32 protein-coding genes and 2 pseudogenes are annotated in these 24,184 nt (G+C 40.0%); 12 read left to right on the top strand and 22 right to left on the bottom strand.

Translation table 11 applies throughout. The features are described 5' to 3' along the window. Nucleotides 1-15: 15 nt before the first annotated feature. From J2T50_RS08675 to J2T50_RS08715, 9 genes and pseudogenes are all read left to right on the top strand, one after another. On the top strand, nucleotides 16-465 hold the full coding sequence (locus J2T50_RS08675; protein WP_253365761.1) for an RNA polymerase sigma factor: 450 nt from the start codon (nucleotides 16-18) through the stop codon (nucleotides 463-465). Between the two features lie 200 nt (nucleotides 466-665). Further along, complete coding sequence (locus tag J2T50_RS08680; protein ID WP_253365763.1) at nucleotides 666-986, top strand: hypothetical protein; 321 nt, start codon at nucleotides 666-668, stop codon at nucleotides 984-986. Continuing rightward, the gene (locus tag J2T50_RS08685) at nucleotides 986-2,086 is read left to right on the top strand and encodes a type IV secretion system DNA-binding domain-containing protein (protein WP_253365765.1); all 1,101 of its coding nucleotides are present in this window, start codon (nucleotides 986-988) and stop codon (nucleotides 2,084-2,086) included. Before J2T50_RS08680 ends, J2T50_RS08685 begins: the two co-directional genes overlap by 1 nt. After that, a pseudogene (locus J2T50_RS08690) lies at nucleotides 2,083-2,688 on the top strand (hypothetical protein). The gene J2T50_RS08685 and the pseudogene J2T50_RS08690 overlap by 4 nt, the downstream one beginning before the upstream one ends. A 196-nt stretch (nucleotides 2,689-2,884) precedes the next feature. After that, entirely contained in the window at nucleotides 2,885-3,499 is a 615-nt protein-coding gene (locus J2T50_RS08695) for a replication protein (RefSeq protein ID WP_253365768.1), read from the top strand. Next, nucleotides 3,492-3,671 (top strand): helix-turn-helix domain-containing protein, encoded by a 180-nt coding sequence (locus J2T50_RS08700; RefSeq protein WP_253365770.1) that lies wholly within the window; start codon nucleotides 3,492-3,494, stop codon nucleotides 3,669-3,671. The genes J2T50_RS08695 and J2T50_RS08700 overlap by 8 nt, the downstream gene beginning before the upstream one ends. 90 nt (nucleotides 3,672-3,761) lie before the next feature. Beyond that, complete coding sequence (locus tag J2T50_RS08705) at nucleotides 3,762-4,808, top strand: site-specific integrase (protein ID WP_253365772.1); 1,047 nt, start codon at nucleotides 3,762-3,764, stop codon at nucleotides 4,806-4,808. 350 nt (nucleotides 4,809-5,158) lie between these two features. Further along, nucleotides 5,159-5,446 carry a type II toxin-antitoxin system RelB/ParD family antitoxin gene (relB, locus tag J2T50_RS08710; protein WP_017648215.1) on the top strand — a complete coding sequence of 96 codons (288 nt, stop codon included), beginning with the start codon at nucleotides 5,159-5,161 and terminating at the stop codon, nucleotides 5,444-5,446. After that, complete coding sequence (locus J2T50_RS08715; RefSeq protein ID WP_253365774.1) at nucleotides 5,436-5,771, top strand: type II toxin-antitoxin system RelE/ParE family toxin; 336 nt, start codon at nucleotides 5,436-5,438, stop codon at nucleotides 5,769-5,771. The genes relB and J2T50_RS08715 overlap by 11 nt, the downstream gene beginning before the upstream one ends. 183 nt (nucleotides 5,772-5,954) lie before the next feature. On the opposite strand, the gene J2T50_RS08720 is transcribed toward J2T50_RS08715, so the two are convergent. The 7 genes and pseudogenes from J2T50_RS08720 to J2T50_RS08750 all read right to left on the bottom strand — a co-directional run bounded on the left by J2T50_RS08720 (nucleotide 5,955) and on the right by J2T50_RS08750 (nucleotide 11,180). Continuing rightward, nucleotides 5,955-6,425 carry a hypothetical protein gene (locus J2T50_RS08720; protein WP_253365776.1) on the bottom strand — a complete coding sequence of 157 codons (471 nt, stop codon included), beginning with the start codon at nucleotides 6,423-6,425 and terminating at the stop codon, nucleotides 5,955-5,957. 166 nt (nucleotides 6,426-6,591) lie between these two features. Next, nucleotides 6,592-7,896 carry a MobV family relaxase gene (gene mobV, locus J2T50_RS08725; RefSeq protein ID WP_253365778.1) on the bottom strand — a complete coding sequence of 435 codons (1,305 nt, stop codon included), beginning with the start codon at nucleotides 7,894-7,896 and terminating at the stop codon, nucleotides 6,592-6,594. Nucleotides 7,897-8,207: 311 nt separating this feature from the next. Beyond that, complete coding sequence (locus tag J2T50_RS08730) at nucleotides 8,208-9,053, bottom strand: replication initiation factor domain-containing protein (RefSeq protein ID WP_253365780.1); 846 nt, start codon at nucleotides 9,051-9,053, stop codon at nucleotides 8,208-8,210. Between the two features lie 298 nt (nucleotides 9,054-9,351). Further along, nucleotides 9,352-9,993, bottom strand: a complete 642-nt coding sequence (locus J2T50_RS08735; RefSeq protein ID WP_253365782.1) for an arsenate reductase family protein — start codon at nucleotides 9,991-9,993, stop codon at nucleotides 9,352-9,354. Between the two features lie 3 nt (nucleotides 9,994-9,996). Beyond that, nucleotides 9,997-10,323: a replication initiator protein A gene (locus tag J2T50_RS08740; RefSeq protein ID WP_253365784.1), complete on the bottom strand. Its 327-nt coding sequence runs from the start codon at nucleotides 10,321-10,323 to the stop codon at nucleotides 9,997-9,999. 5 nt (nucleotides 10,324-10,328) lie between these two features. Next, nucleotides 10,329-10,596: pseudogene (locus J2T50_RS08745) on the bottom strand (DNA-binding protein). A gap of 284 nt (nucleotides 10,597-10,880) precedes the next feature. Beyond that, nucleotides 10,881-11,180 carry a hypothetical protein gene (locus J2T50_RS08750; protein WP_253365786.1) on the bottom strand — a complete coding sequence of 100 codons (300 nt, stop codon included), beginning with the start codon at nucleotides 11,178-11,180 and terminating at the stop codon, nucleotides 10,881-10,883. A gap of 148 nt (nucleotides 11,181-11,328) precedes the next feature. On the opposite strand from J2T50_RS08750, the gene J2T50_RS08755 reads away from it, so the two are divergent. Then, nucleotides 11,329-11,883: a helix-turn-helix domain-containing protein gene (locus tag J2T50_RS08755; RefSeq protein ID WP_253365788.1), complete on the top strand. Its 555-nt coding sequence runs from the start codon at nucleotides 11,329-11,331 to the stop codon at nucleotides 11,881-11,883. Nucleotides 11,884-11,954: 71 nt separating this feature from the next. After that, the gene (locus tag J2T50_RS08760) at nucleotides 11,955-13,109 is read left to right on the top strand and encodes a tyrosine-type recombinase/integrase (RefSeq protein WP_253365789.1); all 1,155 of its coding nucleotides are present in this window, start codon (nucleotides 11,955-11,957) and stop codon (nucleotides 13,107-13,109) included. Nucleotides 13,110-13,236: 127 nt separating this feature from the next. Here the strand turns inward: J2T50_RS08760 and rpsI are convergent, their stop codons facing one another. The 8 genes from rpsI to rlmB all read right to left on the bottom strand — a co-directional run bounded on the left by rpsI (nucleotide 13,237) and on the right by rlmB (nucleotide 17,733). Continuing rightward, nucleotides 13,237-13,629, bottom strand: coding sequence for a 30S ribosomal protein S9 (rpsI, locus tag J2T50_RS08765; RefSeq protein WP_222347807.1), 393 nt, complete (start codon nucleotides 13,627-13,629; stop codon nucleotides 13,237-13,239). Nucleotides 13,630-13,649: 20 nt separating this feature from the next. Continuing rightward, on the bottom strand, nucleotides 13,650-14,096 hold the full coding sequence (gene rplM, locus J2T50_RS08770; protein ID WP_253365790.1) for a 50S ribosomal protein L13: 447 nt from the start codon (nucleotides 14,094-14,096) through the stop codon (nucleotides 13,650-13,652). Nucleotides 14,097-14,301: 205 nt separating this feature from the next. Beyond that, nucleotides 14,302-14,499, bottom strand: a complete 198-nt coding sequence (gene smuR / locus J2T50_RS08775) for a transcriptional regulator SmuR (protein WP_253365848.1) — start codon at nucleotides 14,497-14,499, stop codon at nucleotides 14,302-14,304. Beyond that, nucleotides 14,492-15,019: a hypothetical protein gene (locus J2T50_RS08780; protein ID WP_253365791.1), complete on the bottom strand. Its 528-nt coding sequence runs from the start codon at nucleotides 15,017-15,019 to the stop codon at nucleotides 14,492-14,494. The genes smuR and J2T50_RS08780 overlap by 8 nt, the downstream gene beginning before the upstream one ends. Before the next feature lie 2 nt (nucleotides 15,020-15,021). Next, nucleotides 15,022-15,498: a hypothetical protein gene (locus J2T50_RS08785; RefSeq protein ID WP_253365792.1), complete on the bottom strand. Its 477-nt coding sequence runs from the start codon at nucleotides 15,496-15,498 to the stop codon at nucleotides 15,022-15,024. Nucleotides 15,499-15,629: 131 nt separating this feature from the next. Beyond that, nucleotides 15,630-16,490: a DegV family protein gene (locus tag J2T50_RS08790; protein WP_253365796.1), complete on the bottom strand. Its 861-nt coding sequence runs from the start codon at nucleotides 16,488-16,490 to the stop codon at nucleotides 15,630-15,632. After that, nucleotides 16,480-17,004: an NYN domain-containing protein gene (locus J2T50_RS08795; protein WP_253365798.1), complete on the bottom strand. Its 525-nt coding sequence runs from the start codon at nucleotides 17,002-17,004 to the stop codon at nucleotides 16,480-16,482. Before J2T50_RS08795 ends, J2T50_RS08790 begins: the two co-directional genes overlap by 11 nt. Then, nucleotides 17,005-17,733 (bottom strand): 23S rRNA (guanosine(2251)-2'-O)-methyltransferase RlmB, encoded by a 729-nt coding sequence (gene rlmB / locus J2T50_RS08800; protein ID WP_253365800.1) that lies wholly within the window; start codon nucleotides 17,731-17,733, stop codon nucleotides 17,005-17,007. Nucleotides 17,734-17,809: 76 nt separating this feature from the next. Between rlmB and J2T50_RS08805 the strand changes: the two genes are divergently transcribed. Then, on the top strand, nucleotides 17,810-18,772 hold the full coding sequence (locus tag J2T50_RS08805) for an aromatic acid exporter family protein (protein WP_253365802.1): 963 nt from the start codon (nucleotides 17,810-17,812) through the stop codon (nucleotides 18,770-18,772). A gap of 33 nt (nucleotides 18,773-18,805) precedes the next feature. On the opposite strand, the gene J2T50_RS08810 is transcribed toward J2T50_RS08805, so the two are convergent. The 7 genes from J2T50_RS08810 to J2T50_RS08840 all read right to left on the bottom strand — a co-directional run bounded on the left by J2T50_RS08810 (nucleotide 18,806) and on the right by J2T50_RS08840 (nucleotide 24,181). After that, nucleotides 18,806-19,939 carry an ABC transporter ATP-binding protein gene (locus tag J2T50_RS08810; RefSeq protein WP_253365804.1) on the bottom strand — a complete coding sequence of 378 codons (1,134 nt, stop codon included), beginning with the start codon at nucleotides 19,937-19,939 and terminating at the stop codon, nucleotides 18,806-18,808. Nucleotides 19,940-20,055: 116 nt separating this feature from the next. Further along, nucleotides 20,056-20,583, bottom strand: a complete 528-nt coding sequence (locus J2T50_RS08815; protein WP_253365806.1) for an NUDIX hydrolase — start codon at nucleotides 20,581-20,583, stop codon at nucleotides 20,056-20,058. Nucleotides 20,584-20,624: 41 nt separating this feature from the next. Continuing rightward, the gene (locus J2T50_RS08820) at nucleotides 20,625-21,479 is read right to left on the bottom strand and encodes a helix-turn-helix domain-containing protein (RefSeq protein WP_253365808.1); all 855 of its coding nucleotides are present in this window, start codon (nucleotides 21,477-21,479) and stop codon (nucleotides 20,625-20,627) included. 28 nt (nucleotides 21,480-21,507) lie between these two features. Then, nucleotides 21,508-21,909, bottom strand: a complete 402-nt coding sequence (locus J2T50_RS08825; protein WP_253365810.1) for a Mini-ribonuclease 3 — start codon at nucleotides 21,907-21,909, stop codon at nucleotides 21,508-21,510. After that, nucleotides 21,902-23,245 carry a cysteine--tRNA ligase gene (cysS, locus tag J2T50_RS08830; RefSeq protein ID WP_253365812.1) on the bottom strand — a complete coding sequence of 448 codons (1,344 nt, stop codon included), beginning with the start codon at nucleotides 23,243-23,245 and terminating at the stop codon, nucleotides 21,902-21,904. The genes J2T50_RS08825 and cysS overlap by 8 nt, the downstream gene beginning before the upstream one ends. Continuing rightward, the gene (locus J2T50_RS08835; protein WP_253365813.1) at nucleotides 23,229-23,420 is read right to left on the bottom strand and encodes a hypothetical protein; all 192 of its coding nucleotides are present in this window, start codon (nucleotides 23,418-23,420) and stop codon (nucleotides 23,229-23,231) included. Before J2T50_RS08835 ends, cysS begins: the two co-directional genes overlap by 17 nt. Continuing rightward, nucleotides 23,417-24,181: a nucleoside phosphorylase gene (locus tag J2T50_RS08840; RefSeq protein ID WP_253365815.1), complete on the bottom strand. Its 765-nt coding sequence runs from the start codon at nucleotides 24,179-24,181 to the stop codon at nucleotides 23,417-23,419. Before J2T50_RS08840 ends, J2T50_RS08835 begins: the two co-directional genes overlap by 4 nt. Nucleotides 24,182-24,184 lie beyond the last annotated feature (3 nt).

Here is a 24,184-nt window from a genome sequence, read left to right on the forward strand (position 1 = left end):
AAAGGAAGTACTATTATGAGTAACAAAGTTACCGAACGCCGTGAGCGTAAGATTGAAAAAGCTGTCAAAACTGGAAATTGGAAAGAGGTTGACCGTCTCCTCCAGCAAGAACAAAGCAATGCTGAGCGTCGTGATCGATACCACCATAAAAAAAGCCTTGAAGAGAATATTTCTCGTAACTACGGCAAACAACGTGAACGCCATGAAATAGTTGCAAGTTCTGATCTGAATCCTCAAGAGGCTCTTGAGAAAAAAGAAACAGAGCAGGCAGTCAATAAAGCTAAAGAAATTTTAGAGCCTATTGACCGTGAAATTGTTGAAATGGTGGCTGAACAAGGATGTAGCTATAAGGAAACAGCTCGCTATATTTCTGAACATTACAAAAAAATGAGTGATGTGACCGTCAAATCCCATTATCTAAAAGCTATTAGAAAATTAGCTTCTCTATTGGAAGACTATTGCTAATACCTAAAATCCGGTGTTTTGTAGCACTGGATTTTTTTGCGAAAAAATAAAAAATTTTTCAAAAAACTTTGCGTTTTAGGGTCTATTTCTCCTTAGTAATAGGGAGGTGGTAAACAACTCGATAACCAAAGTCCAGCTCATGACCAAAACCGAGCCTATCGCATTAACATTATTTTCTATAAACAAGGAGGAATTGCCCTATGGCATTCAAAATGAAAACAACAAAAGGCGGTTACACAACTACATTGGCTGACAAAATCATCAGTCAAAAACAACCGATTTACTCTCTTAGTACCGAACTTGAACCACAACAACGGTTTGAAGATGGAAAACCAACAGGAGAAATCGTAGCCTACAAAGCATGGTTTGTACAGGAAGGACAAGACCCTTTCCAAGTAAAATTTGAAGATACGATTGAACTTCCAGCTTTTCAATCCATGATTCAATTTGACACTCTACAAGCCTGCGAAGTGAAATATAATATTTACTTCAAAGCTAACAATCTCAAGGAGGTTCGGTAATGGCTTCACAATCTCGTGATATGCTGAACCAATCTTTCCTGCAATCTTACTTGCTCCAGAGCCTGAACATGGCTCTTGGGGCTTTAATGCAGGGAGAAACCAGCTATACTAACTCCTTTAATATCATTATCCAAGAAGACGGCTTTGTCTTCGTCCCTCGCTTGCCTTGTGCCTATATCCTTGATGATGACTTGTACAAGAAAATCTTTCTAATTGCCAATGCTTCATTATATCCACAGTATACGCTTCTAAAACAAAATGCCACCTATTTTGTCCCATTAGAAACAGATGACTTACACATTCAACGTGGACTATTCTTTCCTTGGAAAAAGGGAATTTCAGAACGTTTGGCGATTCCTGATTTAGATAAATTTTCAGACAGCTTACCACAAGGAAAAATTCCTATCATGAAGCACCTTGAACTCAACCTTGAAAAGGTAAATCACTGGGCTATCGCTGGAAATTCAGGATCTGGAAAAAGTTACGCTTTAACGTACTTCTTGAGTATTCTGAAACATATGTCTGACTTGATAATCGTCGACCCTAAGTTTGATACCCCTAGCCGATGGGCTAGAGAAAATCACATTGCAGTTATACATCCTGTCGAAAACCGTTCCAAATCTGATTTTGTTTCACAAGTCAATGAACAATTAAGCCAGTGTGCAACTCTCATTCAGAAACGACAAGCTATCTTATATGATAACCCCAACCATCAATTTACTCATCTAACCATTGTCATTGATGAAGTCCTAGCCCTATCAGAGGGAGTCAATAAGAACATCAAAGAAGCCTTTTTCTCATTACTCTCACAGATTGCCTTGTTGGGACGTGCTACCAAAATCCATCTCTTTTTAGTAAGCCAGCGTTTTGACCACAATACCATTCCCATTTCAGTAAGGGAACAGCTAAACGTATTATTACAAATCGGAAATATCAATCAGAAGACCACTCAATTCTTGTTTCCAGACCTAGACCCAGAGGGGATTGTGATTCCAACAGGACATGGGACAGGAATCATTCAAGTTATTGACAATGAACACCCGTATCAAGTCCTACCCTTACTATGTCCAACCTATTACACAAAGCGAGGTATCCTATGACCACTAAAACCTACTTCATGAGAAGTTTCAATCTCATATTATATTTACTACTTATTGCTCCAATCTGTTCTATGTTCGGTTGGCTGTTCAATTTTCTTTCCGTTCAATTAACCAATATCTCATTTGTCAATCTGGATACGGTTAAAAACGTTACTGATACCATTAGTTCTGTTTGTCACGGATTCGCTCTTGTTTCTCTCCTACTAGCCTTATTATTGGCTGGGATAGAGATGATACAATGATTGAAAACAGACAGTCTTTGGAATTATTGCCAATCTGTCTATCGTACCTTTTTATTAAGACACTTCCTTTTCCAGCGTGAACGAGTACAGAAGATAAGTAACCTTGAACACCAGACTGTTACCACTATCAATCCAATCCATAACGGATTTAACCGAGCTGTTCGCAAGTGTATTGTAGATATACGAAAAGATACCATCGTTATATTTCTAAAAGTCCCTAGAGACCAACAGGGACAAAAAATCCTAAAGGAGATGGAAGCACAACTGAAAGAAGAGATTGTCAGCCAACACGGCGACTATTATTTCTCTTCTCCTATTCGAGTTCGTAACCAATTATGGTTCACTGGGCAAAAACGTTAATCCCTTGGGGCTGTGGCTTGCGTTAAGCAAAAGCCAAACAGCCCCCTTTTTTATGCTCTATTCTATCATGACCTATTGGGGTTACTACGACCCCCAATAGGTCAATAATCAACAATCACAAAATTTTCAAAAAACTTTGCATTTGACCTGTCATTTCTCCTTAGTAATAGAACCAAAAGAAATGAGGTAACTACCTATGGCAAAAGAACAACGCTCAACCAAATGGACATTTCTCTTCTATGAGGAAAGTGCACCAGAGGACTACTTGAATATCTTAGAGGAACTTCATATCCCCTTTATTCTTAGTCCTTGGCATGATAAGGACGTTAATAGACAAACAGGAGAGTTCAAAAAGTCGCACAAGCACGGTGCTTTCTTCTTTGACTCCCTCAAGAGCTACAAACAAGCATCTGAACTAATCAAGGACAAGCTGAACGGTCCAGCACATGTAGAAGTAGTTATGTCGCCTACTGGTTTGCTGGATTACTATACTCATGCGGAGAATCCAGATAAGACACCATACGGCATTGAGGATATTGAAGTCGGTTGTGGCTTTGATTTGGATAAATTCTTGATGGAGATGAACTCCTCGGATTTTATCCACGAAGTAGTCGATATTATCGAGGAAAATGACTTTACAGAATTTGAAGAGTTGGTTTGGTATGCACGAGCAAACAACACCAATTTATTAGGTTCAATCATCGAACGCACCTATTTCTTCGCTAAGTATCTAGATTCACGACGGCATAATCCAAACCGTTATCAACAACAAAAAGAAACGTATGATACGGAGGTTGAAGATAATGAATGATACCCCCCTACTACTAACACGACAACAAGCCTCTGATTTTCTAGGAATTGACCCTAAATCATTTGATAAATACATCAGAAGCCATCCTGACTTTCAGTGTTTTATGATTGGTAAGCAAGAGCGTTATCTGAAAACTTATTTAATCACATTTATTGAAAATCACTGTGTGTAACCATCAACGATTGATTAAATCAGATTTTTCATATATCCTATATGTGACTAGTCTATTTTATCAATCATTTTTTATAGAAAGGCTGATAAAATGGCAACAATAACAAAACGTGGAAATTCTTTCCGTGCAACTATATCACTCTACAAGAAAGGAGAATATAAACGAGAAACCAAAACATTCAGCAATAAAAAAGATGCTGAACTCTGGACATTGGAAATGGAGCTTGAAAAAGGACGTGGTAAGAATATCGCTGAGCGCTCTACCCTATTTACCGATTTCTACCGAAATTGGGTTCATACGGTCAAGAAAAATGATGTCCGTGAGGCTACCTTTATCAACTACAAACGAACACTCGTAGTCGTCGATAACCTTTTTGATGGTATTCAATTGAAACATCTTGATGACCTCATCATGCAAAAGAAAATTGACCAATATGCAGAAACCCACTCTAAAAAGACGGTTAAAGAGCTTGTCCTTAAAATCCGTGGTTCTCTGAAATATGCTTACGCTCGTGGATTGATTAGTAATGACTTTGGTCATCTTCTCAAAGCAAAAGGGCAAGAACAACCTAAACGTAATATTCCACTCTCTATTACAGAGTTCAAACAGCTCAGACAATATTGCCTGAGCCACACAGAGGATGAATTTAATATTCTTGTCACCCTCGCACTTGAAACAGGGGCAAGGCGTGGGGAGCTTCTGGGAATTAAAAAAGAAGATATTTTTAAGTATGGCGTTAAAATTAAACGCTCTATTAGTCCTACTAACGATGACACCCAACTCAAAACCAAACACTCCAAACGTGAGATTTCAATCAATAAAGATATTTATGAAGCACTGCTTCAATTAGCTGATACTAAAACTGATTATGTCTTTGATTGGAACGGATTCAAACAAGCTGGTCAACTCCAAAAGTTACTCAAACAGTTAGGGCTGAGCAAAACAACTTTCCATGGACTGCGAGACACCCATGCTTCATATCTTTTTTCAAAAGATATTAGTTTAGACTATATTTCTCGTCGCCTTGGTCACAATTCAATCCTGACAACTCAACAATATTATCTGGAACTGATGCCAGAAAAAAAGCACCAGCAAGATGCCGATGCTTTAAGTCTCTTAAACGACTTATCACTATAATTAACACCAACTGACACCAAAAAGTGTCTGTAAACGTTGGTATAATAAGGTTTTGATTAACGTTTTGAGAACTGACTAGCTTTACGAGCTTTCTTAAGACCTGGTTTTTGGCTCATTCTGTTATTTAAATCCAAAACCCTTTAAAATCAACGTTTCTAAAATGAAAAATCACTAAAATTCTTATTTATAGACAAATATTTAAACCTAAACGGTATCAAAAAGGTATCAATTTTCTGTAGTTTCGGAGCTTATAAAATAAACGAAAGTTATCTCAATCAGTTGGGATTTTTTTATTGACCTTTTTTATGTATATGATATAATTAAATAAATTACATAAAGAGGTACATAACATGGTTACAGTAGAAAAAAACAGAGCTGTCACATTCCAAGCTAATAAAGAATTGGTAAGCGAAGCAATGACAGTATTAAACAAGAAAAATTTAACCTTATCATCTGCTTTAAGATTATTCCTTCAAAATGTCGTTGTCACAAATGAGGTTGACTTATTGACCGAAGAGGAGCTAGAGAAAGAAAAACTTTTCAAGCAATTTCAAGCTGAAATCAACAAAAATATTGAAGATGTTCGTCAAGGGAAATTTTATACCTCTGAAGAAGTGAGGTCTGAACTTGGACTATAAGAAATATCAGATTATCTATGCTCCTGATGTTTTAGAGAAGTTAAAGGAAATTCGTGATTATATTTCTCAAAACTATTCCTCGACATCAGGTCAGCGTAAAATGGAGCAAATCATTAGTGACGTAGAAAAACTCGAGGTTTTCCCTGAAGTTGGTTTTGATGCCGATGAAAAATATGGTTCAAAAATCAGTAAGTACCACAGCACTAGAGGTTATACCTTAAGTAAAGATTATATTGTCCTATACCATATCGAGGAGGAAGAGAATAGGGTCGTTATTGATTACTTGCTTCCTACTCGAAGCGACTATATGAAATTGTTTAAATAACACTCAAAAAGCCTTAGCATATTGCCAAGGCTTTTAAAGTGTAGTTATCGCAATAAGCAACGCAACGCCTTACTCGACTGTCTCACAGAACGGCCAAAAAAGCGTAATACAGAAAATGCAATCATCCAACCAAATAGCGTTTTTCTCATAGCGTTATCTCCTCACTAAATATTATACCACAGGTTACTTCTTACTAGACTTTTTGCGGGCGATTTCCTCACGAATTTTTTTCTGATGAAATTCTATTTTTTCATGAGGAAGCATATTGCGGTAAGTCTTAATAAAATCATGAAAAATCAAGTATTTCTTATCAGGATTAGTTAAATCCTCTACAAGCTCATTGAACCCTACTTTGAAGGTATCAAGGTCTTCAATGATGATATAAAGGTCGAAATCTTTTCGAAGGAAACGAATATTGTAATTATCCATAAGACGTATCTCTAAAACATTGATAGACAAGTCTTTCGTCCAAAATTCCTGACCTTGTTCATCCTCTAAAATCAACGATTCAATGATATTAAAGGGGTAGGCTGAAGCTAAATAATCTCCAGTTGCTGCTTTGTGGGCAACTTGTAAAAACCCTATTAATGCTTTACCAGAAAAGGGGGTAGGCTGTGGGATTTTATAAACGAGTGGTTTGTTTTTATTGGTCATTTTCTTTCTCCTTGTTCATTTATTCCATGGTTCTCTTGACAACAAGAAACCTAGTCTTTTTTTAGCCAACGGCGATCGGTCGTCAGCTTTTCAGCCTGCCGACTCGACCCCTTTCAGTCTAAAGCCGACTAGCTTATTGTCAAGAGACTTTCACGGCATAAAATGCTTAAAATAAGTTTTTCTCAATTACATTTTTAACTGTTTTGACTGCGGTCACTATATTTATTTTAGGCGGTCTGATTTGATTAGCTAATCTCATAGCAGAGCGGTATTCTTTTTCAGGTAGATACTTTTTAGCATTCTTACGCCACAGAGCCAATTTTTTACTCACAGCTTTTAGGCTATCCTTCAAGCGTTCCATCTCTTGCCTAAGGCCCTTGTTTTCATGCTGGAGCCTGTCAACTTCGGACCTCAATTCCCTGTTTTCTGTTAGCAAATTTTCACTTTTTATCAATGATTTAGCTAGATTGTTCTGGTCTTTTAGAGACTTATTCAGTTTATGCTCTAAAGCATTCCTGTCCTGCCTCAGTCTCACGTTATTTGTCGCATTTTTAGAAGCAGTCTGATATAGCCTATTATAGGTTGCTCTATTCATCTTTAGTTTGCCGTCAAGTGTACGCTTTGCTAGTCCTTCTGCGTGTAGCTCCCTAAATCCTAAAGGCTCAACCTCTTTCAAATCAGTTAAACTTTCAGCCAAGGACTCTATTTCTTTTTCGTATTGCTTCAATTCTTCGAGAGTGTGCCACTCCTTCTGCTCCAAATGCTGGAGCAATTGCTCTTTTTCTGAAACAGTCAACTCTAGCTGGTTTATTTTCTGACTTATCTGCTCTAACTTATCTTGCTTTTCAGATAGTTGTTGCTCGACATCATCAAGCAAACGCTGTTTCTCCTTGTATTCAGCAGTATCAAGATGTTTTCTCTCACTATCAACTTCTCCACGTTGTAAAGTGTACCCTTTATCATTCAGGTATTTTGGGAACTCCTCCTGAATTTCCTTAAGCTGTTCCTTATGACCAAACAAGGCTTTTGAACTCAGCTTTCCATTTTGCATTGGTACAAGACCAAGGTGCATATGTGGGGTGCTTTCATCAAGATGAACCATGGCATAGGCGATATTTTGTTCCCCATACCTTTCAGCAAAGAAGTTTTTAGCAGTCTCAAAAAATTCTTTCGTCTGCTCATGGCTCATATCCTCAAAAAATGCCTTATCAGATGTGATAATCCATTCATTGCACAATACAGCATCTTTCCGAATAGCACGTTTAGATAGTTTATTGTCATTGACATACTTTTTTATTTGTTTATCGTAGGGAATAGAGCGGTCACGGTCTGTTAACTCATAATTTAGATGACTTCGTTCAGGGTCAATATCCTTGTTTGAATGATTTTCAAAAACACGTTCATTATGGCGATAAGCACCACCGAGATTACCAGATTTGTATTTGACCATTCTAGCTACTGCATAACTCATTGATTTTTCTCCTTTCTCGGCTCAAAAGGTCGCCGAGCTGGTGGCGGATGATTGCCACCAGAAATAAGCAACTCATAGGCAAGATTTTTTCCTGAAGGGTCGGCACTACTTCCATGTAAAGTGTAACGCACTACACTTTACTCCGTAAATGTGCGTTCTCCGAAGGGGCTTGCAGACAGCTCTTCGCTCCGAATACAGGAGCGACTTCGAACCACCTCTCGAGCCACAAGAGGAGCTTCGATTATACTCGCCGAAGCGAGTAGGGCACTTAAGCAGTGCCCTTGATCGGACGCTTCGCATTGTCCGACAATCTACCGACCACCATAATAGGCTAATTGTTTTTCAAGTCTTGGTCGCTCATGTTTCAACAAGTCTTTCAGCAAACCTAAATAATCAGTATCTGATGTTTGATACGTTTCTAAAATCTTTTTATATTTAGATCTTGTATTCTTGCTAACTTCTCTCCAGACTCCTTTGTTATATATGAGTGCAGAAATATAAAGCTTAGCTTCAACGGATAAACCATCAAATCTAAACGGTTTAAAAATAACTGTATTAAGAACTTCGAATATCTCCTCGACTGAACGACTTCTTAATTGAAATTCCAATCGCCACCAGTGATTAAATTGACTAGCAAATTCTTTTTCTTTATCCGTTCCATTTTCTAGTTGCTCTTTTTTCTTGTTATAGAGCCTAACCTGTTTTTCTGAACGAGAAGCACCAAGATACTTTGTTTCTAGTTTTCCAGTATCTGAACGAAATTCTTTGGTCGCAGTGGGACGTCCCTTTTTCTCTAACACAAACTCACTACAATCAACCTCAAACAAATCAAAAGCTAAATCAGCACGAGATATTGCAATATCTTCAAGATATGGTATAATAGTGTCTATAATTTCAGTATCTACTGAACGGAGTTTATTGGGATTGAACTCCAATCGGAAAGGGCGAGCATTAAAAGCTTGTCCTTTTATTTTGTCATATTCCATGTGGAGCACAACTTGACCTCCATCCCTTGTGTAAGCTCTGAACATATCAGTCATAGCAGTTTGAATAATAATAGCTGTATGACCTTCAACCAATCTTTTTAAGCTCAGGAGCTTGTATGATTTGATGTAAGCTGTTATCGTAATATTGTCTAAGCTGACTTTTAATTCCAAACAAGACTCCTTTCTTTTCTTGGTCGCCTATCGGCGCCAATTTTTTGACTGCGTAAAGGCTTGCGTAAAATGACATTCTCGGGGGAGCAACCCCGAGCCGCCCCCTTCGGAGTCGAACCATTTTCATTTTGCTCCAGCCAAACTTGCCAAAAAACGGGTGTAGTAAAATCCCACGAAATGGGAACATAGCGGGCTGTTAGAGGGCGCCCTGTTATAAATTTTTCAGAACCCCTATAAATCGGACCTTAAATCTCTATTTTCAAAATATTTTCATAGTTGTTTTCACAAATATTTTTGACTAGAAATTTTGTAAATCCGAAGGAGATTTTTTAAAAAAGTCTTCTCGGTCAACCAAAAATATTTTGAGGATTTTTCCTATAATCTCATCAGGAGGTACCTGTTTATTTTTCTTGTAGCTAAAGAAACGGTCTTTAGCTTTTTTGATTTCTCCTAAATCGTCAGACACATCAGCAAACAGTAACTCATTCAGTTCAAACCAACGTAGCTCTGATTGCTTACGGAACAATTCAAAGTTTTTCCAGAATAGACGTCCCTCATCTAACTGCTCCATCTTCCTCATCAGCTGAATTCTTTCAATTTTCCGATATTCTTTTGGCAAGAGTACCGTCACATAGTCAGGGGACATGTTCGAATAAATAACCTCATCTGTCACAACAATGGGAAGCTTTAGGGTGCTATTGACATCTTTTAAAATCTTTCGAACAAATTGACTAAGGGTAATTTGTGTATTCAGCTTGTATTTCAACATCTTAGTGCTTAGTAATTCAAATATATCGGTCGACCTGAATAGCCATTCCATTAGTGTTTTAACATCTATATCTTTGCTTGAGAATGCTTGATAGTCAATCTGATAGCTATCCAATCGCGACTGAATAGCTTGGTTAAGTGTTGTATCTTTTCCAAAATAAATCTTTATCATTGCTTATACCTCGTTGATATAGGTTTTGTAGGGTAAAGAGTAGCCATAAAAAACGTCTACTCTTTCTCGTTCAATCAAATTAACTTCTTCCAGTCGTTGCATAACATCTATCATTGTGGTTCTGCTACAAGAAAACATTTTAGCTAATTCAATCAGTTTAAAATTTAGATATATACTGCCATCAGTATCTATCCAACCTTTTTCAGGAGCTTCTATCTGTCTATCTTTCAAGACAGCATAGACTAAAATATCTCTCGCAGATAGACTGCTGTAGAAATCATCTTGTAGTAAAATCTTGGGTATTAGATAGTTTTCGTTGTCATAGTCCATAGCTCTTACCTCTCAAATTGTTGTAGCCATTGTGTAACCTTGCGTTTGTCGTACAGAGTCACACCATCAATCACCATATGGGGCATGCCTCCCTTCTGCCATTTGACAATAGTTGTCGTTGAGACATCTAGCCAACGGCACAAGCCCCATAGGCTTATAAAGTTCCTTGTCCTCAAGGGCTTTTTCTATTGCCTTTTGGAGCATGTTATCATAGCGAGCAAGCAACTTCTTTTCTGTTATTTTTGGGAGTTGTATAGTAAATCCTTCTGTCATATCATCACTTCCTACTTTTCTTTATAAGTATCAAGAGCACTGTTAAACTTATCGCGACACAAATTGCTAAAAAAGTCCTTCCTGTTGTAATTGCTAAGATTAAGTATGCTGTTATCATAGCTATCCCTAACCAATTCATGAAATCATCTGTCATTTGCAGGTTCTCCTTTTTGTTAAAATCGATTTTAAGCTATTTTCGCTACCTATTTTCTGGGAATAGTTCAATCTAAAATAGTTCCATAGGGTAAATATACCTATCTAGTATTTCAGATTGAGCGACACTCCTATTTTTCAAGGGTTGCTCTTGTCCGTTTCATACGTTCAGCAAGTTCTTGGCGTTGTCCTTCTGTCATCTTGCGTTTTTTCTTAGGAAATACATTGATTGAAAAATCCTCACCAATCTTCATAATAGCATTGAGCCAAATCGTTCTGCCTTCTTCCTCCTCAGTATTTAACACTTCATAGGCTTCAGGAAGTTTTAGCACTTTTTGAACGTGTGGAGAATAATTTGTTTCAATCGTCCATTGTTTATCCAGTGCGTCAAATCGGACAAACGTTTCTTGTTCTTCTAGTGTGTAAGCCATAGCTGACCCCTTTCTTTATTTTATAAGCTTCAAAAATTAAACATATTTGTTTAACAATTTGATTTTATAAAACATTTTTGTTTTTGTCAACTAAAATTATACATATTTGTTTAAAAATGATAAAATAATACCTTGAAAGGAGTTTTATATGTCTGATATTAACGATATTTTCGAAAAACCACCAACAAGAATACGGGAGCTAATTATAAAATCTGGAAAGAAATTAAAAGAGATTAGTAAAGAAGCTGACATTCCTTACGGTGCTTTAAGTTCTTACAATCAAGGTATTAGGACACCTAAAAAAGAGAACGCTCTAAAACTAGCTAACTATTTTGGCGTATCAGTTCCATTTTTGTTAGGAAGAGATAGTATTCAAGATAAAAAAGAAAACACATTGAAAAATCTTACCGAAGATGCAAGATTTATTTATCTTCATTTGCTTTATCTAGCGCAGTCTAATAAAAATCTAAACATTCTAAACAAGGAGGATATTCAAAAATTACAGTCTATTCATGAAGAGAAGAAAAAAACTTTAAAAAGGTTAAAAGAGTTACAGGATTACTTATTCAAGTTAGAATCTGAAGAAGAATCACTACAAAATAAATTCAAAGCACAAACAAGTGAGATATTTAATAAAACCTCTAATGAAAACGGAGAAATAGAACTTTCTCTGCACGACTTAAAACAATTACTAAATAAATAATCAATCAGGAACCGGTTGTAATTTCTTTATTTTATAAGCTTCGAAACCCAAAAAATAAAGGAGAAATTACAATGTCCATTCACAAATACCCAAGCAAAAAAGCCAAAAATGGCTATTTGTATTTAGTCAAGGTCTATATGACTAGAAACAGTCGACGTGCAGACCATATCAAACGTGGCTTTCGTACTCGAAAGGAAGCCAAAGACTACGAAGCTAGGCTAATCTACCTTAAGGCTTCAGGAAAGTTGGAAGAGTTCATCAAGCCAACTCATAAAACTTATAACGAGATATTCGAGAGATGGTATCAAGCCTATCAAGATACGGTAGAGCCGACCACGGCTTCTCGTACTCTTGATATGTTTAAGCTTCACATTCTGCCAGTCATGGGAGAATTGCCCATCAGCAAAATCTCCCCTTTGGACTGTCAGAACTTCATCACAGAAAAGGCTAAGACTTTTAAGAATATCAAGCAAATCAAGTCTTATACTGGAAAAATATTTGACTTTGCAATAAAGATGAAATTGCTTAAGCATAACCCTATGGCAGAAATTATTATGCCGAAGCGGAAAAAGACACGGATAGAAAACTATTGGACGGTTCAGGAACTAAAAGAGTTTCTAGCCATTGTCCTTCAGGAAGAGCCTTACAAGCATTATGCACTGTTTAGACTACTAGCTTATAGCGGCTTAAGGAAAGGCGAGCTATATGCTCTTAAATGGGCTGATATAGACTTTCAGAGTGAGACACTGAACGTCAATAAGAGTCTAGGACGATTAGACGGACAGGCAATCGAAAAAGGCACTAAAAACGATTTTTCAGTAAGAAAGATTAAGCTAGATAGCGAGACCATTTCTATTCTGCAAGAATGGAAGTCAAACTACCAAAAAGAAAAGGTACAACTAGCAGTCGCACCTCTTTCTATCGAGCAAGATTTTATCTTCACTTACTGCACACGGTCAGGCTCAATAGAGCCACTACATGCAGACTATATCAACAACGTCCTATCACGGATTATCAGAAAACATGGGTTAAGAAAAATCAGTCCTCACGGTTTCAGGCATACGCATGCAACCTTGATGATTGAGATTGGAGTTGACCCAATCAATACAGCAAAAAGGCTAGGTCATGCAAGTAGCCAAATGACTTTAGACACCTATAGCCATTCAACAACTAACGGAGAAGATAAGTCCATCAAGCAATTTGCGGACTATCTCAAAGCTAAATAACAGTCAAAAAAGATATAGAAGTTTTTCCAACACGGTATCAAAAAAGGTATCAAAAGCAAAAAACGACAAAAAAAGCACCTTGCAAGAGACTTGCAAAATGCTTGTAATCGTTGATGTAAAGCCGTTCTTAACGTTTTGAGAACTGACTAGCTTTACGAGCTTTCTTAAGACCTGGTTTTTTACGTTCAACCATACGTGCGTCACGTGTAAGAAGACCAGCGCGTTTCAATGAGTCGCGGAAATCTGGATCTACTTGAAGAAGTGCACGAGCGATACCATGACGGATCGCACCTGATTGACCACCGTATCCACCACCATTAACGTTAACGATAACATCGTATGCACCTTCAGTTGAAGTAACTGCAAATGGTTGGTTGATAACAAGACGCAAGTCAGCGTGTGGGATGTACTCTTCTACATCTTTTTTGTTAACTGTGATTTTACCAGTACCTGGAACCAAACGAACGCGTGCAACAGCGTTTTTACGACGGCCAGTACCTGCATATTGTGCTTGTGCCATTATTTAATGCTCCTTTCCTCTTAGATAAGTCCTGAGATGTCAAGTACTTCTGGTTGTTGTGCTGCGTGAGTGTGCTCACCGCCAACGAAGACTTTCAATTTCATACCTTGTGCACGTCCAAGAGTGTTGTGTGGAAGCATGCCTTTAACTGATTTTTCGATCAAACGAACAGCATTTTTAGAACGAAGTTCACCTGCTGAGATTTGCTTCAATCCACCTGGGTGGTTTGAGTGAGTGTAGTAGATCTTATCAGTTGCTTTTTTACCAGTTAATTTAACTTTTTCAGCATTGATAACAATCACAAAGTCACCAGTATCAGTGTGTGGTGTGAAGGTTGGTTTGTTTTTTCCGCGAAGTACGCTAGCAACTACTGCAGAAAGACGCCCAAGAGGTACATCTGTTGCGTCAACAACGTACCATTTGCGTTCAACTTGGCCTGGTTTAGCCATGAAAGTTGTTTTGTTCATGATTTCTCCTATACGAATTCGTAATATTTGTTTACAAGGGTGATGGGTGTTCCGTCCCATCGAAGGTATTTGGAAGGTTCCGGGGCCTTTCAAATGGGGTAAACAATACCGCCTACTATCATACCAAAAAATCATGTCTTCCGTCAAGGGATTTAGATCTCTTTTTTTACTTTTCTTTTACAGACGAATCTTCCGTTTTCCCCACCTATATTTCCCAAAATAATTCATCTAAAGTCTTGTCCAAAGCTTTGCAAATAGCTATACACAAATTGATTGTTGGGTTGTAGTCCCCTTTTTCTACAGCAGCAATAGTCTGGCGTGATACACCAACCAAGTCTGCCAAGGCTTGCTGAGAAAGGTCTTTCCCCGCACGCGCTGCTTTTAGTCTGAGATTTTTACTCATCATCGTCTCTCCTCTCTCGCCACAAACGAATGGCCAAGATGATGATATTTTGCAGAGGAAAAAGTCCCAATAAGCAAATCATACCTAGACCACCTTTGGCAAACACATCCGCTGGATAATCTCCTTGCCATATCAAGAAAAGAGCGACGACGACCATACAAGACGATAAGATGAAAAATTGTTTGGGCGAAATACCAACTTCTTTCTTATTAATAGGAAAATAAGCACCACTCCAGAGACTGTAGCCAACTTGTACACTGATGCCCACATACATCAGAAACCAAAAGTAAAATGCCTGTGGAAAACGAATACCTGCTAATTCTGCCAGCATATAAAGACAATAAAGGGCTGCTAGTAGGCTATAAAAAGCGTAGTTGTAGCCACGCCCGCGAAGGATTTGTTGATATTCATCGTATTCATTCTTAGGATAGACCGCAACGCCATCCCCATCCTTTTTCCGACGATAATAGAGCACACCTGCAATGGCTACCAACATTAGAATCAAAGGTAAGTAAATCATGACTAATCCTCCATTTCTTTTTTATCAAGATACTGGCGGTAGACCAAGGTAAGCCCTAAGACAGTCAACGTTACATCTAAAGCTAAAAACATCCCTGTTCCGCCAAAAGTGAAAAACTCTTTCCAACCCAAACGAGCATTCACACTCTCTACAATACCCAAAACACTCATGCCTAGACCATATAGTAAAATAAATATACCTACCCATTTTCTCAACGGGCCAAATTTCTTAAAACGACTGTCGACCAGCGGATGAGCTCCCTTCAAGATAGCGTAAGAAGTCTGGATACACAGACCACCCCAGAAAGCAAGGGAAATCATGAATCCAGAGGTAATGCTCGCTCCCAAGTATCTGGTAACAAAGAAGCACAACCATAAAACAAAAATCATAAAACAAAATCCATACTGGTAACTTTTGAGGATAAACCCTCGCTGACGTTCATCAAAAACGACTGACTGTTCTTGTTTCTTCAGATTCATAGTAAAACTCCTTGATCATTTTTATTTACCATTATCTTACTCTTTAAATAGAATTTTGTCAACTATAATTAACATTTTGTTCTATATTTCATTCAAAAAAGAGAAACTTTTCAGCTTCTCTTTCATTATCATCAACGTTTTGTTTTTCCAATAGACTGAATCGCCAAGCTACCTGAACCAATATGACTGGACACAACTGGGCCGATATGGTTGACCAAGACAGTTTCAATCCCCTCTTGTGCAAGAAGGATATTTTTCAATTCCTCAGCACCTTCATCATCTTTTGTATAGGCGACAATGACTGTCGAATCATCTAGATTTTCCATGGTTAATTTGACCATTTCTTTCATGGCTTTTTTACGGCCACGAATTTTTCCTGCTGCGTACAAGCGTCCTTCTGCATCAATAGAAATCATTGGTTTGATATTGATTAAACCACCAACCATTGCCGCAACTTTTGACAATCGACCACCACGCACCAAATGCTGCAAGTCATCAACCATCAAGTAGGTCTGGATACGAGGAGCCAGCTCCGCTATCTTTTCTAAAGTACTGGAAAGGTCTTCTCCTGCTTCACGCGCCTCAACAGCCTTCATCACTAGGTACCCTTCTCCCATAGTGGCAGACTTACTATCAAATACCTCAATTCTTGCTTGAGGATGCTCATCCAAGACCATATCTCGGGCAATCGTTGCACTCTGATAAGTCCCTGACAAACCAGAAGAAAATGCGATATACAGCACATCCTGCCCTGCTGCAACAGCCTGACGAAAGGCCATCTCAAATTGACCAACATTGACCTGACTCGTCGTAGGCATGCCTCCCGCCTCCATTTTTTTCAATAAGGCTTGACCAGTCATTTTCTGGTCACCTACCGTTTCGTAGGTCACGCCATCTAATTGTAAGGTGAGTCCCAAAACAGTGATATCATGGTCCTTCACCCACTGTTCCGGCAAATCTGCTGTCGAATCTGTCATAATCTTAAAGGTCATCTCTCATCTCCTTCATCATTTTTTCTAAAACCTGTAAATTACCGTCTGACCAAGGCGTCAATCTCGGTGTATATAATTCTGTTTTGTCCACAAAGTGGTTGAGCTCTTTTTTAACATTGGAAACTCGTTGCTCCAATTCACGCGCCGATACACGCAAAGCCCCCTGCGAAAAGACTACCCACTGCTCATTTAAGTCGCTGGTCGCAACCGACACCGTCAGCTGGGAAGTATTGAGTTCTGCACTCATCCGTTCGATATAAGTATCCGCGGTTTCATCTTCTTCTGTGAAGATAACTGTTACATTAAACTCATCATATCGTTGGCGCAGGCCTGGGACGTGCTGAGCATCAAATACACAGATAACTTCTATTTTTTCAAACGAAGCGTAGTTAGACAGTTTATTGAGCAAAATCGTTCGCGCCTGGTCTAACTTCCCTTGCTTAAAGGCTTGTTTGGTTGATTGCCAGAAAGCAATCATGTTGTAGCCGTCAACCAGTAAAATCTTTTCGTTCATTTAAAGCTTATTTCTGAATACTTCATACATGAGCACAGCTGCCGCCACAGAGGCATTGAGACTCTGTACATGTCCCTTCATGGGAATGGTAATCATCTCATCGACCTGTTTTTTGATATTGGGTGAAATCCCTTTTCCTTCATTTCCAACAATCAAAGCCAACTTGCCCGCTGTATTCCACTTGTGACTTGGTGTGCCGTTCATATCGGTACCAAAAACCCAGAACCCTTTTTCTTTCAGCACATCTAGAGTCTGGCTGAGATTGGTCACACGCGCAATAGGAACGTGAGCCACCGCACCAGTCGACGTTTTGGACACAACCGGAGTCACCCCAACAGCCCGATGCTTGGGAATGATGATGCCGGCTACTTGCGTGGCATCCGCAGTCCGTAAAATCGAACCAAAATTATGGGGGTCTGTCAAACCATCTAAAATCAAGAGAAGCGGATTTTCTTCCTGGTCAGCCTTGTCCAAGATAAGCGACAAGTCTGCATAGGCAAACTCCGATACACGCAAGACAAAGCCTTGGTGCACCGCCCCCTCTGTCATCTCCGATAAAGATTTCTTTGGTGTCCAAGAAATCGACACTTTCTTTTCGGCAGCAAGGGCTTTTATTTTCTCTACATTTTTTCCGCGCAAATCGTCTTGGATATAGAGTTTATTACCTGTGTTGGCTTCTAAACTCTCCACGACTGCATGTACGCCATATACGATATCATTCTGTTCCATGATTCCATTATAGCATAGAAGACATGGTCTTTTGAGATTTATGATACAATATTTTAATACTGATAGGAGATTTTTTATGCCCATTCTTGATCGTACTGTGAAACTGATCCTTGCAACCGTTCTTTCCATCTATTTAGCCCGATGGTTAGGTCTGACCTATGCCACCTCGGCTGGGATTATTGCCATCTTGAGTGTCCTCGATACGCGCAAGTCTTCGCTAAAAATGGCAAGCAACCGACTTTTTTCAACTCTCTTAGCCCTGGCCATCGCCTGGCTAACCTTTTTCTTACTTGGATTTGACTTCTGGACTTTGGCCATCTACTTGGCAGTCTACGTCCCTCTGGCCTATCATTACGGCTGGGAAGCTGGAATCGCTCCGTCAACGGTCCTCGTGACTCACTTACTTTTAGAAAAGGATATTTCGATTGGATTTTTGGGAAATGAGCTGGCGCTCTTTCTGATTGGGGCTGGTCTAGCACTCATTTGCAATATCTATATGCCCTCTCAAAACAATCAAATCCAAGCCTATCACCAAAAAGTGGAAGACCTACTCAAACAAATCCTCCTCCGTTTTGAATCCTTTCTACAAGACGGCGATGGACGCAATGATGCTCAGCTGATCAATCAGCTTGACCAACTACTGCAAGAAGCCCTTTCCGTTGTCTATCTCGACCGCCACAATCAACTCTTCAACCAGACCAATTACCAAGTGCACTATTTCGAAATGCGTGCAGCTCAAAATAAAATCTTGCGCCGCATGGCTGTAAGTATCAATAAATGCCTGCTAGACGGCCGCGAAAGTATCATTTTAGCCAGTCTATTTGAACGCACTGCCCAGCAATTAAGTCAAGAAAACTCTGCCTATGAACTCTTGACGGATATTGAACTCTTCCACCAAACATTCCGCGAGCGCCCCTTGCCACAAAGTCGACAAGAATTTGAAACACGCGCTACACTCTTTCAACTCCTGCATGATATGGAAGAATTCATCCGCCTGAAAGTCGATTTTTACGAAACCTATCGCCATAATTGGATGTAAAAAAAGGAACCATTTGGTTCCTTTTTTGTATTCTTAAACGATTGATTTGCTTGTTGCATCGTCGAAGAAGTGTGCTTTGTTCAAGTTGAATGCCAATTTCACGTGTTCACCTGGACGGTGGAAATCACGAGCATCAACACGAGATACGAATTCTGTTTCGCCAACTTTACTGTAAAGCATTGTTTCTGCACCAAGTAATTCAGATACGACAACTTCAGCTGTAATCACGCTTTCTGGGTAAGTTTCCAATTCCAAAGCAGATGCTTTGATGTCTTCTGGGCGGATACCAAGTGTGAATGATTTACCATTATAGCCTTTGTCTTCCAATTGTTTGCGACGTCCTTCTGGCAATCTTACTGAGAAGCTTGATCCACTTGACAAGACACCATCTTGCAATGTTACTGGGAAGAAGTTCATAGCTGGACTACCGATAAAGCTGGCTACAAATTTGTTGACTGGTGAGTTGTAAAGTTCTTCAGGTGTACCGATTTGCTCAATACGACCGATTGTACCTGTACCAGCTTCATTTTTTGTTGCTGACATGATAACGATACGGTCAGCCAAGGTCATAGCTTCTGTTTGGTCGTGGGTTACGTAGATAGTTGTTGCGCCGATACGACGGTGGATTTTCGCAATTTCTGTACGCATAGATACACGAAGTTTTGCATCCAAGTTTGACAAAGGTTCATCCATCAAGAACACTTTTGCATCACGGACAATGGCACGTCCCATGGCAACACGTTGACGTTGACCACCTGAAAGGTCAGCTGGTTTACGTTGTAAGAATTCAGTCAATCCAAGAATTTCAGCTGCTTCTTCTACACGTTTTTTGATTTCGTCTTTGCTGTATTTGCGCAATTTAAGACCAAAAGCCATGTTGTCATAGACAGTCATGTGTGGGTAGAGGGCGTAGTTTTGGAAAACCATGGCAATGTCACGATCTTTAGGAGCGACATCGTTCATGAGCACATCATCAATGTATGCTTCCCCTTCTGTAATATCTTCCAAACCGGCAATCATACGAAGAGTAGTTGATTTACCACAACCTGAAGGACCTACGAAAACGATAAATTCTTTGTCTTTGATGTCCAAGTTGAAGTCTTCAACTGAATAGTGCTCGCTATTTGGGTATTTTTTGTAAATGTTTTTTAGATTAAGTTGAACCATGTTCTGACTCCTTTTCTTTCGATGGTTTTATTGTAAATGAAAACGCTTTACAAAGCCATGGCAAGTCGCCCAAATTTTGTAAGCGTTTTTGTGCACCTTGACAAAAGGAAAAAATTCTACTGCTCCAGCTCAAAACACCCTTCCTCCAGCAGCTGTTCGAGCACCCGTGCTTCCCGTTCAAACATGGATGAGTCGTATGGCGTTTGGCCTACCGAGCGATTTTTTGTAATGGCTTGGTGCGGATTGACATAGACCAAATGGTAGCCTTCATCACTTTCATAGGAATCGAGATTTTTCGGGAGTACTTGTCCATCTACCTGACAAATGTAGTAGAAATTATCCTGGACAAAGCACTGGTCTGGATCTTGGATACTGCGTAATTTTCGGTGAACATAGCCGTACTCCTCCACCGTATGTCTCAACACCTGTAGACCAACTTCCTCTAAGGTCTCTCTCAAAAGCGCATCAATCGGATGTTCATTCGCTTCAATCCCCCCACCGGGAAATTTATAGTAATCATATTTGGCGCTATGTACCATGGCTACTTTCCCATCGGTGATAATAATACTTCTGGCAGAATTTCGCACATAGGTATAGGTACAATCTTGATAATCCTTTTGATCCATTGCAAATAATAGTCGCATCGTTTTTCCCTCTCTATAAAAAAGATTGGTTACCCAACCTTTTAAAATAAATCATCTAAAACCAAACTATAGCACAGGGTCAGGTCCGTAAGCTCCTTGAGCTGCAAGCCTGTCAATTCATGCCATTTTTCCAGTCGATATTGGAGCGTATTGCGATGCAGGTACAGCTTTTGAGCCGCCTTGGTCGCTACTGCCGACTCTTCCCATAAAGCCAATATAATCTCTGTCAGCTGATCCTGTTCCAAGATGAGATTCCGCAGGTGGCTAGCCAGTACAGGCAAAAACTCCCCTTTTGTCTGCCCCCATAAAAACAGTTTACTAAAGGTCAAGACCATTGTTTGATTATAGCTCTCCTGCCACTTGGAAAAGAGACTTTGTTCCGCTTGAAAAAGTGAGGGCCAAGCCTTTTGATCCGCTTCCTGCCAAATCTGTCCCAGAAAACAGGTCAAACGAACATCAAAATCAATCTCCAGCGCTTGAATACTCTCTGACAAGATATCGTAAATCGCAAGCCCTTGCTCTTGGTCAAGGACAAAAATCAGATTTCCATTCGGAAGCTGAAATCGGCCAAGCGTATTGGATAAGAGTTCCGCCATCATATCCAGCCAGTCATCCGATGCCTGCTTCCAAGTCCGAACGTGTAGGAACTGAATTTTCCTTACAGATTGGGGAACCGTCCCCTTCTCCCACACTAAATACTCAGCCCAAGGACTCGAGGTTTTAGGATATATCACTGGGGAAAAAAGAGCCAGCAAAGCCTCTTCTCTCGCAGTCAACTCCTCCTTATCAAACTCCATCCAGTGACCATCTGGCAGAGCGAGATAGGATTTTTTACTATTTTCTTGAGGCCGACTCACTCGCCTTGCGCCTGGAAAAATTGCTGCAATGTCCTCCATCCTCTCGTCCTTTCCTTTCTCAAAACTTCTAGCGTGCTCGATTTTCAACCTGACAAATACACCAGTCAATTAAAACTTCCAATCGCTCAATTTGCTCCGTCATGTGCAGATAGCCCATGACCGCTTCAAAACCCGTTGACATCTTATAGGTAATGACATCCGTATTTTTAGCTTTGGTGTGACTGCTGGCATTCCGCCCGCGTTTATAGATTTCTTCTTCTTTTTCTGTCAATAGCTGGGCGTCCAACATGGCTTGAACCAGCATAGCCTGTGCCTTGGCAGAGACATATTGCGTCGCCAGCCTGTGCAATTGATTGGGCTTGGTTTGCCCTTGAAAAATCAAATGACGGCGGACATAGAGCGAATAAACCGCATCCCCTTCAAAAGCAAGGGCAATCCCGTTGATGAGATTGGCATCAAATTTAGTCACGTGTCCACCTTACACCTTCCTTGGTATCAAGTAGCTTGATGCCTTGGGCAGCCAATTGATCTCGTATAGCATCCGCTCGTGCAAAATCACGGTTGGCACGCGCTTCTTGGCGCTCTGCAATCAAGTTTTCGATATCCGCATCCAGCACTTCTTCAGTAAACACAATCCCGAAAACTTCCAACACAGCCGCAAACTGCTCTTTAATAGCGGCAGTATAGTTGCCCGAATTGATCCATTTTGCCATTTCAAAAACAACTGTAATTCCGTTCGCAGTGTTGAAATCCTCATCCATAGCTGCCTGAAATTTTTCGAGTAAGACTTGAAATTCTGCTTGATTTACTTGGTCTGAAAAGGATTGCTCATAGGCATTTTTCAGATATTTGAGGTTAACTTCAGCATCGTGGATGGCTTTTTCCGTAAAGTTAATCGGCTTGCGGTAATGTTGAGTCGCCAAGAAGAAACGCAAAATCTGTCCATCAATGGTTTTTAGGGCATCATGAACAGTCACGAAGTTGCCCAGAGACTTGGACATTTTTTCATTGTCCACATTAACAAAGCCGTTATGCATCCAGTAGTTGACAAATTTGTGACCTGTTTTCGCTTCAGATTGGGCGATTTCATTGGTATGATGTGGAAACTCCAAATCCGCACCACCACCATGAATATCAATGGTATCTCCCAAGATTTCTGTCGCCATGACCGAGCACTCAATATGCCAACCAGGACGCCCCTCTCCCCAAGGACTCTTCCAAGAAACTTCACCCGCCTTGGCTGATTTCCAGAGGGCAAAATCCAGAGGATTTTCTTTCCGAGCCGTCTCCTCATCCATCCGTCCACTGGCTCCCATGACCAAATCTTCCAAGCTCTTATTGGCCAACTTGGCATAATCCTGCGACTTCTCCACACGGAAATAGACATCACCCTGACTCTCATAGGCAAAGCCTTTTTCAATCAAATCCGCCACAAAAGCAATGATATCATCTATAAAATCAATCACGCGTGGATTGCGCGTTGCCGGCTTGATGCCCAAGGCTGCTGTGTCTTCCATAAAGGCTGCGATATATTTATCTGAGAAATCCTTGGTGGACATCCCCGCTTCACGCGCACCCTTGATAATCTTGTCATCCACATCCGTAAAGTTTGAAATGTAGGCCACTTCAAAGCCACGGTACTCAAAATAACGTCGGATTGTATCAAATGCCACCGCCGAACGACCATTTCCTACATGGATATAATTGTACACGGTAGGCCCGCAGACATACATCTTGACCTTATTTTCCTCAAGAGGGACAAAATCCCGCAAACTTCGGTTCATGGTATCATAAATCTTTATCATCGTTTTTCCTTTTACTGTAAAATTTCAAGTAGAGGGCCCATGCCCAAATAATCGCCAAAAAACCCGCTAAGATCGCTAAAGCATACTCCTCTTTCATCAGATGGTAAATGGACAAGAAGGCACCCAAAACCACAACAATTCCCATCCCATAGGGACTTTTACTTAAATTTTTCATGCTAATTCTCCTGCGATTTTCAGGGCGATTTCAAAGAAAGTCAACAAGTCCTCTTCCTCGTGTCCATCTCGTTTGTCCCAGCCATTTTCGTGGTCGACATAGTCTGATGTATAAAAGAAATGATAGACCTCCTTCTCACGAAATTGAGCCCAAGCTGCAACCGATGCCCACTCCATATCTACTACCTGGCAGCCCATTTCCTTACGGCGCGCCACCTTAGCAGGCGTTTCACGGTAAAAGGCATCCGTTGTCCAAGCCTTGGTTTGCACATATTCGATGCCGTGCTTGTCCAAAATTTGTGAAAATCTCTCCACATGCGCCTCAGAATAACCAATCTCATCTGAAGCCGGTGCGTAGTGATAGGAAATCCCTTCATCCCGAATAGACGAAGTCGGCAGGATAATCTTATTTGCCTCCAAACTTCCGTCCAAGACACCACAAGTTCCGAAGAGAATAAACTTCTTGAATCCCGTTGCCTGCAGCTCTTCCAGACTGCCAATCAAGGCAGGGCCGCCTAGCAGAGCCTTAAAAACACCTACTTTCAAACCATCTCTTTCATAGATGTACAAAGGCTGTCTGCCGTTGATATTGGACTTGCAGCCTGCGTATCGAGCATAGGGTGTGCTAATAATCTTCTCGAATAATTCCCCTGAAAAAGGCAGAATCATGGTGCCACAGATTTCTAAAATATCTAAATCGTCATCTAAGCAGTCCGTTGGTTCAATGACCGCTGGTCCATTTTCAAATTCTTCTAAAATCATAGG

Origin of the sequence: Streptococcus gallinaceus (genome assembly GCF_024170225.1) — a bacterium.
GTDB classification, from domain to species: Bacteria; Bacillota; Bacilli; order Lactobacillales; family Streptococcaceae; genus Streptococcus; species Streptococcus gallinaceus.